Consider the following 6,797-nt stretch of genomic DNA (forward strand, 5'->3'; position numbering starts at 1 on the left):
TCAGGCGACGGTGTGTCAGTGCGCCAGATCATGGATGCCGTGGCCGAAGTGACGGGCATCGCCTTCGTTCCTGAGGTGAGCGACCGGCGCCCGGGGGATCCGCCGCGCATTGTGGCGAGTGGCGAGCTCGCTGCGCGCGACTTGGGCTGGGCGATGCGGCATTCGCTGGCCGAGATGGTCGAATCGGCGTGGCAGGCCCGGAGGGCATCCGTCTGATTACGGCGACTGCCGGAGCCGATGGCGCTGAGCATCACTCGATTCACATAGCGGTTTCTGCGGCGCGTCACAACTCTCATTCGTCTGTCGAACCTTTTACTATCCGCGACTTGACGCGAGCGAATGACACGAGTGTAATTAGGTCATCCCGCGCAACCGGGGGGTAGCGCAGGGGAAGGAGTCAGGCCGATGAGTGAGTACCGCAACACTGTTCCCGGCGATTGGTTCGTTGACCCCGTACGTCTCGGTGTTCCTGGTGTTCGACGCCCTCGTTCGGTCGATGACGACGACAACGCGCTTGCCTGGCAAGCCGATGCCCTGTGCGCACAGACCGACCCAGAGGCTTTCTTCCCCGAAAAGGGTGGCTCGACGCGCGACGCCAAGAAGATCTGCACGACCTGCGAGGTCAAGGCCGAGTGCCTTGAGTACGCCTTGCAGAACGATGAGCGCTTCGGCATCTGGGGCGGCTTGAGCGAGCGCGAGCGCCGCAAGCTTCGCCGCCGCGCCTGACCCATCTCGCCCGCAGAGCGGCTTAGGGTCGAAAGAGTGCAGCCTCGAGTCATTGCAATCGTTGTCGCCCGTCGTGGCGGCGAGCCGTTGCAACAGACTCTGGATGCCCTCGCCCAGCAAAGCCGCCGCCCCGACGCGCTCGTGGTCGTCGACGCCGCGGGCGCCGACGCCGTCACCGCCCAGCTCGCGGCCGCGAACCCCACCCAGTTCGTCACGGCAGGGTCGGGCCTCGGATTCGGCGAGCTCGTGCATCGCGGCCTCGCTGCGGTGCCGCTGCCCGCACCGACGAGCTCGCCCTACGGCGGAGTCGATGAGTGGCTGTGGCTGTTGCGTCACGACACCGTGCCCGATCCGCACGCGCTGCAGCGCTTGCTCGCGGCCGTCGAAATCGCGCCCTCGGTCGCCGTGGCGGGGGCGAAACAACTGGAGGCCGAGCATCCGACGGTGATCGCCGCCTACGGTGAGACCCTCACGCGGTGGGGCGCCACGATCGCAATCGCTGAACGTGAACTCGATCAGGCGCAGCACGACCGCACGAGCGACGTGCTCGCGGTCGGCGAGGCCGCCATGCTCGTGCGCCGCGCGGTGTTCACTGCCGTGGAGGGCTTCGACCCGGCGCTGCCGAGTGTTGATGCGGCGCTTGATCTGTGTGTGCGCATCCGTCTTGCCGGCCATCGCGTGGTGGGTGTGCCGCAAGCGCGCGTGTTCGTTTATGAGGGCACGGCGACCGCGGGTCGTGCGGGTGGGGGCAAGCCCGTGTCGGCCCGCGTGCGAGCGCGGCTCATGCGTGCCGCTCAGGTGCACCGCCGTCTGAGCTACGCGCCGGCCATCGCCGTGCCGATTCACTGGCTCAGCCTCGGACCCATCGCGATGGTGCGCGCGCTCGGCCATCTCGTGCGCAAGCGGCCCACCTATGTGGCGGGAGAGTTTGCCGCGGCGCTCACGGTGGCGTTTTCGGGCGGCGCTGTGCCGGCGGCTCGTCGTCGCCTGGCGCGCGGGCGCACGCTCGGGTGGTCGGCGATTGCCCCGTTGCGCATGCCCGCTGACGAGGTTCGCCGCCGACGCGCGATTGCGCGCGACGCCCAGCTCGCGGCGCTCGACGACGATCGTCCGCCGCGCCCCGATTTCTTGCCGAGCGGAGGTGGGGTCGTTGCCCTTGCGGCAGCGGTCGGTGCGCTTGCGTGGGCACCACTCATGGGGGCTCCCGCTCTGCTCGGTGGCGCGCTGGCGCCCCTCGCGCCCGATGTGTCGGCGTTGCTCGCGGGTCTCGAGCGCTCCGCAGTCGGCGCTGCCGACCCCTTCTCTTTCGTGCTCGCGTTGCTTGGCCTCCTGACGCCGTGGCAGCCGTCACTGGCCATCGTCGTGCTCATGATTGCTGCCCTGCCTCTGGCCGCGCTCGGCGGATGGTGGGCTGCCGCGGCGATCATTCGTCGCCCCGGCCCGGTCGCCGTTGCGGCGCTGCTGTGGGCGTTCTCGCCAGCCCTCATCTCTGCTCTCGTCGACGGTCGACCGGCCGCGGTCGTCGCGCACGTCGCACTGCCCGTTCTCGTCGCGAGTGCCGCTCGCGCCCCGCGATCGTGGAGTGCCACGGGCATCGCAGGACTCGCTGCCGCCATCGTCGTCGCCAGTTCGCCGAGCCTGCTGCCCGCCCTGCTCGTGATGTGGGTGGTGTGGATGCTCGCCAACCCTCGCCGCCTTGGCCGTCTGCTCACCCTGCCGGTGCCCACCGTCGCTCTGCTCGCCCCGCTCGTCTACGACCAGGTCCGGCGCGGAACGCCGTTCGGACTCCTCGCCGACCCGGGTCTTCCCGCCGCACCCGCCGCGGTGACCCCGACCGGCCTCGTGCTCGGGTGGCCCGACCTCTCGCGTGTTCTCGCGCCTCTTGGTCACGCCTTTCCCGACCTTCCCGCGGCGGTCATCGTCGGCGTGCTCGGGGGCCTCGCGTGCGTGCTCGTCGCGCTGTCGCTCGTCGGCCTCGCGCTGCCCCACGGCCGACGGGCAATTCTCCCGCTCGTGGGTGTCGCCGTTGGGCTCGTGACGGCCTGGGGCGTGTCGGGCGTCTCGGTGTCGGTGTGGGGCGGTCAGCCTGTGTCGATCGATGTCGGCCCGGCCCTGAGCCTCGCTGGCCTCGGTCTCGCACTCGCGGCGACTCGAGGCCTCGATGCCGTGCACGCCCTCGCGCCCGCCGCGCAGGGCGGTGCTGCCGCGGGCCCCGGGCGCCGCGGGGCGGGTGCACTCGCGAGGGCGCTCGCCCTCGTGGTGGTCGTCGGCGCCGCGGCAGCGGCGACACCGGCGCTCTCAACTCTGCTGTCGGGCACGGCGGCGGTCAGCGCGGGCGACGCGCGCACGCTTCCGGCGATCGTGGCGGCTGAGGCGCAGGCCGATCCCGCGATTGGCACGATCGTTCTCACCCCGGTTGAGTCGGGTCTTGCGGCTCGCATCGATCGCGGGGCCGGCCTCTTTCTTGCAGAACAGCGCACGATTGCGCACACGAGTGCGCTGAGCGGCACCGTGTCGCCGCAGAGTGCCGCGCTCGCCGACCTCGTGGCCAACATCGCGGCTGACAGCGGTCGAGATGTCAGCGCTGCGCTCGACGAACTCGACGTCCGTTTCGTTTTGCTGCAGTCGTCGGGGCCAGGAGCGCCCGCCCTCGCTGCTGAGGGAATCACGGCGGCCCTCGATGGCAATCCCGTTCTCGCGCCCATTGGCGATGCGGATGCGGGGCGCTTGTGGCGCGTCGTGCCCACCGATGACACGCGGAGCGCGCCGGTTGCGGCGCCCACGGGTTCGTCGCTCGTGCTCGCCGTTCAGCTCGGCATTGTCGGGCTCACCCTGTTGCTGGCCGTGCCCACGACGCTGCGCCCGCGTCGGCGTCACGATGATGCTGCCGGTGATGACGGCCCGGCGGCGACCTTCGAGGTCGGTGATGACGATGAGTAATGGTGCGGAAGGCAACCGCGCGTCGCGCTCGCAGTCATGGTTGCGCGCGGGCGGACGCGCATCGCTCGCGGTCGGTGCAGCCGTTGCCGGTGCAGCGCTCGTTGCGGGCGTCGCGCTGGTTCCCGGGCCGAGTTTTGGGCCAACCGTTCCCACGGTGTCGGTGACGCCTGACCGCGCCGATCAGTCGCTCGTGTGCGCCGGCGGTGCTCTGGGGCTCACCCGCGGAGACGATCCCCAGCTTGCCGTCATTGAGCCCGAACGGCGTCACGCCACGGGATCGGGACTCGTCACGTCGACGCTCGCGTCGAATGATGTCATCGATGGCTCAGCGGTCGTCGTCACGCTGCCTCGCGAGGCCCCGGGAGATGCTCTCGCGGCCACCGGAATCGTGCGCCCCACCACACCCGACCTGGCGGGTCTCGCGGCTGCCGAGTGCCTGACGCCCTCGCGCACGTCGTGGCTCGTGGGGGGCTCGACGACCGTTGGGCGCACGACGTGGATTGTTCTGAGCAACTCCGACGCGGTTGATGCCGTAGTTGACCTCGCCCTGTGGGGCGACGCGGGGCCGATCGACGCGGTGGGCACGACGGGAATCATCGTCGCGGCGGGGTCGCAGCGAGTCGTTTCTCTCGCGGGAGTCGCCGTCGACGAGCCCTCGCCCGTGGTGCGCGTCTCGAGCACGGGCGGCTCTGTGGCCGCCACCCTGCAGACATCGGTCGTGCGCGGCCTCACCCCGAGTGGGCTCAGCATCGTCACACCGCTCGCAGAGCCTGCCGTGCGCCACGTCATCGCCGCGCTGCCGGTCATCAATGGCCAGTTGGCTCTCGAGAGCTCGACCGCTGACGGCGGTGCCGATGGGTTGCCGGCCTTGCGGATGCTCGCTCCCGGTGACGCCGCGGCCCAGGTCACCGTGCGCCTCGTCGGCCTCGACGGCGCAGCAGGTCTCGTCACCGAAGCGACGCTCGAACCGGGAGTCGTGCTCGACCTTCCGCTGACGAATCTGGCCGACGGCGAGTACGCCGTCATCGTTGACGCGACCGAACCCATCGTGGTGGCGGCACGCACGAGCACGGCGGGTATCGAGTCGGCCGACCTCGAGTGGTTCAGCCCGAGCCCGGCGTTGCCGGCCGACACCGAAGTGCTCGTGGCTGTGCCGCCGCTCGACGACGACGTGTCTGCCCTGATTCACCTCCTCGCTCCCGAGGGCGCCGCACAGGTGACCATCGACGGAACAGTGGTGTCGATCGCCGCGGGGGGAATGGTCATCGTGCCGTCGGCGTCGAACGCGGGCGTGCGGCTCTCGGCAAACGGCACCGTACACGCGAGCGTGAGCTACCGCGGCGAGGGAGTGCTCGCGGGTTCGCGCGTGCTCGCGCCGCCGAGCGCCGTCGGCCCGCTGACCGTGCTGCCGCAGTAGGGCGCGGCGCGAGCGAGCATCCGTCGCCGGTCGTCGGCCGCTTACCAGTGGCGAAAGCGATCGGGTGCGAGATCCCAGGGGTCTTTGCCGATGAGCTCGCCGACGGCGCGAAATACGCAGCTCTCGACCATGAGTCGGCGGTGCCAGTCGTCGTCGCGGCGCAAGCGACTCATGCGTTCGATGGGGATGCGAAACAGCACCACGAGGTTCTGGTCGGGCACGACGCGCCACCGCGCAACACCTCGCACGGCAGACGGTTGGTCGGGCATGGGGGTGACGTCGATGCGCAGGTTCGCGAGCTCTGTCGGCCATTGATTCACGAGATACTCGGCGGTCGACTGCACGGTCGTCTCAAAGAGCGACCGGCGTGTGAAGGCCAGGGGAAGGTGGGGCCCCGTGACGGGAGAGCGGCCCACGCGACCGTGCCGCGCGCGTGCTCGTGCGCTCGGCTGCCTGCTCGGTCGTGCCACGCCCTCAGCCTATCGTCGCCGCGTCGCGGGGCCGTTCTATGCTGAGTGCACGATGAGCGCCCGACTGTGCAGCAAAGTCGCGTGCAGTGAGCCTGCCGCCCGCACCCTCACCTATGTCTATGCCGACTCGATGGCGGTGCTCGGTCCTCTCAGCGCTCGACCCGAGCCACACAGCTATGACTTGTGCGCGCGACACAGCGAACGACTCTCGGTTCCGAACGGCTGGCAGGTAATTCGTTATAGCGCTTTAGGCGAAGTTGGATAAAACCCGAGTAGGGTAACGGGGTGAATTCTGCTCTCGAAACCCCCACCCCTGACCTCAGTGCCTTCATCAAGGCCTACGACGTTCGCGGCCTTGTCGGCTCTCAACTGACCGAACCGGTCATCGAAGCACTCGGTGCTGGCTTCGCCGACGAGATGCGTGCTGAGCACACGGGCGAGGCGTTCGAGCTTGCTGTCGGCCATGACATGCGCGATAGCTCACCCACGTTTGCCGCCGCGTTTGCGCGCGGAGCGCAGGCGCGCGGCGCATCCGTCATCATGCTCGGTCTCGGGTCAACCGACGAAACCTACTTCGCGAGCGGCCGCCTCAACGTGCCCGCCGCCATGTTTACGGCGAGCCACAACCCGGCGACGTATAACGGCATCAAGTTCTGCCGCGCGGGTGCTCAGGGCATCAGCCTCGACACCGGCCTCGGCAGCATTCGCGACCGCGCGCAGGCGTACCTCGCTTCAGGAATTGATGCGGTGGATGCCCCCGGCACGCTCGTGCACCGCGACGTGCTCGCCGACTATGCCGCCTACTTGCGCGAGCTCGTCGACCTCTCGAGTGTTCGCCCGCTGCGCATCGTGGTGGATGCAGGCAACGGCATGGGCGGACTCACGGTGCCCGCCGTGCTCGGCACGGCCGCGGGTCTGCCCGCACTGCCGCTCGAGATCATTCCGCTCTACTTCGAACTCGACGGCACGTTCCCCAACCACGAAGCGAACCCGCTCGAACCCGCCAACCTCGTCGACCTGCAGAAGGCCGTCGTTGAGCACGGTGCCGACCTCGGGCTCGCATTCGACGGTGACGCCGACAGCTGCTTCGTGATCGACGAGCTCGGTCAGCCCGTCACGCCGAGCGCCGTCGCCGCGATCGTGGCGCTGCGTGAGATCACGCGCGTGCGTGCACAGGGCGAGACCGGCGAGATTCGCGTCGTGCACAACCTCATCACCTCGCGCATTGTGCCCGAGACGATTGC

At 69.5% G+C, this 6,797-nt stretch carries 6 protein-coding genes and 1 pseudogene; 6 read left to right on the forward strand and 1 reads right to left on the reverse strand.

The genetic code is table 11. The features are described 5' to 3' along the window. The 4 genes and pseudogenes from SFU54_RS05400 to SFU54_RS05415 form a co-directional block, all read left to right on the forward strand. Positions 1–216 (forward strand): annotated as a pseudogene (locus SFU54_RS05400) (UDP-glucose 4-epimerase GalE); the annotation flags it as partial. Positions 217–405: 189 nt separating this feature from the next. Continuing rightward, on the forward strand, positions 406–726 hold the full coding sequence (locus SFU54_RS05405) for a WhiB family transcriptional regulator (protein ID WP_319015274.1): 321 nt from the start codon (positions 406–408) through the stop codon (positions 724–726). A gap of 36 nt (positions 727–762) precedes the next feature. Continuing rightward, positions 763–3,666 carry a glycosyltransferase family 2 protein gene (locus SFU54_RS05410; RefSeq protein ID WP_319015275.1) on the forward strand — a complete coding sequence of 968 codons (2,904 nt, stop codon included), beginning with the start codon at positions 763–765 and terminating at the stop codon, positions 3,664–3,666. Continuing rightward, the gene (locus tag SFU54_RS05415) at positions 3,653–5,083 is read left to right on the forward strand and encodes a DUF5719 family protein (RefSeq protein ID WP_319015276.1); all 1,431 of its coding nucleotides are present in this window, start codon (positions 3,653–3,655) and stop codon (positions 5,081–5,083) included. Before SFU54_RS05410 ends, SFU54_RS05415 begins: the two co-directional genes overlap by 14 nt. Positions 5,084–5,124: 41 nt before the next feature. Here the strand turns inward: SFU54_RS05415 and SFU54_RS05420 are convergent, their stop codons facing one another. Beyond that, positions 5,125–5,553 (reverse strand): hypothetical protein, encoded by a 429-nt coding sequence (locus tag SFU54_RS05420; RefSeq protein WP_319015277.1) that lies wholly within the window; start codon positions 5,551–5,553, stop codon positions 5,125–5,127. Between the two features lie 52 nt (positions 5,554–5,605). Between SFU54_RS05420 and SFU54_RS05425 the strand changes: the two genes are divergently transcribed. Further along, on the forward strand, positions 5,606–5,818 hold the full coding sequence (locus SFU54_RS05425; RefSeq protein ID WP_319015278.1) for a DUF3499 family protein: 213 nt from the start codon (positions 5,606–5,608) through the stop codon (positions 5,816–5,818). Between the two features lie 20 nt (positions 5,819–5,838). Further along, on the forward strand, positions 5,839–6,797 hold a 959-nt coding region (manB, locus tag SFU54_RS05430), incomplete at its 3' end, for a phosphomannomutase/phosphoglucomutase (protein WP_319015279.1).

This window comes from Microcella sp. (genome assembly GCF_033763155.1).
Classification (GTDB): domain Bacteria; phylum Actinomycetota; class Actinomycetes; order Actinomycetales; family Microbacteriaceae; genus Microcella.